Here is a 2,604-nt window from a genome sequence, read left to right as displayed (position 1 = left end):
AGGCGGCATAGCCAAGTGGTAAGGCAGAGGTCTGCAAAACCTCCATTCTCCGGTTCAAATCCGGATGCCGCCTCCAACATTTCGCGGGAGTAACTCAGTGGTAGAGTGCAACCTTGCCAAGGTTGAAGTCGCGGGTTCAAATCCCGTCTCCCGCTCCACCGATCATAAAAGCCGGCCTTTTTGGGCCGGCTTTTTTTTTGCCTTCACGGCGGGCGCACGCCGCGCCTGCCCCAGCCAGATTAAGGAGGCCGAATGCCCAGCTCCCTCCCCTTCTCCCCGGACGCGTCCCTCGAAGAACTGCTCGACATCGCGAGCCAGCGCTACGAGGTCCGTTTCGAGCCCGTGTCCGCCGGAAACCACACCCTTGATATCCTGCAAATCGCCAATATGGCCGAATATGTGGAACGCATCTCCAGCGCCGCGCCCAAGGACGGACTGGACCTGCCCTTCTGGGCCAAGGTGTGGCCCGCGTCCATGCTGCTGTCGCACTTCATCTGCACCCTGCCCTGTGACGAAGGGGCAGAACTTTTGGAAATTGGCGGCGGCGTTGGCATCTGCGGTCTTTTTGCCGCAAAGTGCGGATTTTCCACCACCATTACCGACATTTCGCCCGACGCCTTGCTCTTTGCCCGCATCAACGCCCTGAAAAACGGGCTTGCGGACCGCGTCAACGTACAGTACGCGGATTTTTCCACGGACAGGCTCGGCAAGCGCTTCGACTACATCGTCGGGTCCGAGGTGCTTTACGTCGAAAAGCTCCACCGCGGGCTGGTGAAATTCATGCAAGCCCACATCGCGCCCACCGCGCAGGCCGAGGTCATCCTCAGCCGGAGCTTTAACCGCAAGTCCGTGCGTTTCTTCAAGCTGGCCGACAAGGAATTCCACTCCGCTGAGAAAACCGTTGGCTGCAAAATGACCGGAGAAAATGGCGAGGATGAAAAGCACCTGTGCTCCATCCACCGCTTTAAACCGCGCAAACAGGTCGGTTGACGCCCATGATTGATATCACCAGCTGCCCCAAGGCCTATTCCCGCGAGCAGGACAAAGCCTGCCCGCCCGAAGAAACCGTCTCCCGCGTGAAGGAGCGCCTCGGCGCTTTTGGTGCGGATATTCTGGCCGAGGTCCGGCGCATCGACACCGGCCGCCTTGGCATTCCCGTCTATATGAGCCTGTGTGGCGATGCCGCGCGCGGCGTTATGCCCACGCGCAAGCAGATGGGCAAAGGGGCTTCCCTCATTCAGGCCGAAGCCTCGGCGCTGATGGAACTCACGGAGCGCTACAGCTTCTTTTCCTTCTGGAACACCGAAGAGCAGTTCGAAAAGCTCACCCTGTCCGAAGCCGAAGCCAAGTGGCCCGGTCAGGTCATTCCGATTGAGGAAATCATCGCCTCCGCCGGGGACAGCATCAGCCCGGACGACGCGCGCACCGTTATGGACCTTGTGCGCTGGCGCTTCTACCCGGCCACGGACGTTCTGGATGGCCGCGAGGTCTACGTCCCGCTCGACTGGTTCAAAAAGCTCAACGAGTTCAACGGCTCCAGCGCGGGCAACACCTTTGCCGAATCCATCCTGCAGGGCGGCTGCGAACTGGTCGAGCGCCACGTCTGCACCATCGCGGACCGCAGCGCCCCCACCATGGCCACCATTGATCCGGACTCCTCGGACGATCCCGTCCTAGGCGAGCTTGTTGCGGCCTTCCGTGACATTGGCATCCAATTCTGGCTCAAGGATATGAGCTTTGGCATGCCCGTGCCCACCGTTGCCGCACTGGCCTACGCTCCCACATCCTTCCCGGACTCCAGCGAGATTGTCTACACCGCCGGCACCGCGGCCTCCCCGGCCAAGGCCGCCATCCGCGCCCTGACCGAGGTCGCCCAACTGGCCGGCGACTTTGAGACCGGCGCCAACTACGAGGCATCCGGCCTGCCGAAATACCTCCGCATTGAGGACACCGCGCATATCACCGCCGGGGAGACCATTCCCCTGTCCGACCTGCCCAGCATCGAGGCCAACGACATCGCCACAGAGCTGAAAAACCTGTGCGCGGGGCTGAAGGCCAAGGGCCATCCCCTGTACAGCGTGTCCACCCAGCAGGAGACCCTCGGCATTCCCACCAACTACAGCTTCGTGCCCGGCTTCCTGTTTCGCGAGCGCACGCCCGAGGCCAGCATTGGTCTGTTCGTGGGCCGCATCCTTGCCGAGGACGCGGAGCTGGATGACGCCCTCGCCGGATTGGCTGTGCTGGAAGCCGTGTACCCCGGCGCGCACTTTCTGCCGTTTTTCGAGGCGCTCATCCGCCTGCGCATGGGCGATACGGACGGCGCAGCCACGCTGTTTGCCGAAGCCGAACCGCGCCAGCACAGCACGGACGACAAGGGCCTTGCGGCCTTCTATCAGGCCTACGCCCTCACGCAGTCCGGTGACTTCTCCGGCGCGGAGCCGCATCTGGACCGCGCCATCGAGCACTGCCCGGAGGTGAAGGAATACTTCAACCTTCGCGGCGTTACGCGCTTTAAGCGCGAGGCCTACGCCGACGCCATTTTGGACTTTAAGGCCGCCCTTGATCTGGACAGCGGCTCGGCGATGGACCTTGCAAATCTTGGCA

Annotated in this window: 2 protein-coding genes and 2 tRNA genes; all 4 read left to right on the top strand. The window is 62.1% G+C overall.

Features of this window, described 5'->3' with window-relative positions:
- Position 1 precedes the first annotated feature (1 nt).
- Positions 2 to 76, top strand: a tRNA-Cys gene (locus tag ACY69P_RS16015).
- Positions 77 to 83: 7 nt separating this feature from the next.
- Positions 84 to 158 (top strand) — tRNA-Gly (locus ACY69P_RS16010).
- Positions 159 to 252: 94 nt separating this feature from the next.
- A complete protein-coding gene (locus tag ACY69P_RS16005; protein ID WP_459898797.1) occupies positions 253 to 990 on the top strand; it encodes a class I SAM-dependent methyltransferase in 738 nt (245 codons plus the stop codon).
- 5 nt (positions 991 to 995) lie between these two features.
- On the top strand, positions 996 to 2,604 hold a 1,609-nt coding region (locus tag ACY69P_RS16000; protein ID WP_462328205.1), incomplete at its 3' end, for a YcaO-like family protein.

The organism is Desulfobaculum sp., from assembly GCF_054921475.1.
The sequence above is the reverse complement of the archived record's forward strand: the minus strand, read 5'-3'. Positions and strand labels throughout refer to the sequence as shown.

Bases quoted from the DNA above. Each gene is read 5' to 3' on its own strand.
- ACY69P_RS16005 (WP_459898797.1), top strand. From the start codon at position 253: ATGCCCAGCTCCCTCCCCTTCTCCCCGGACGCGTCCCTCGAAGAACTG.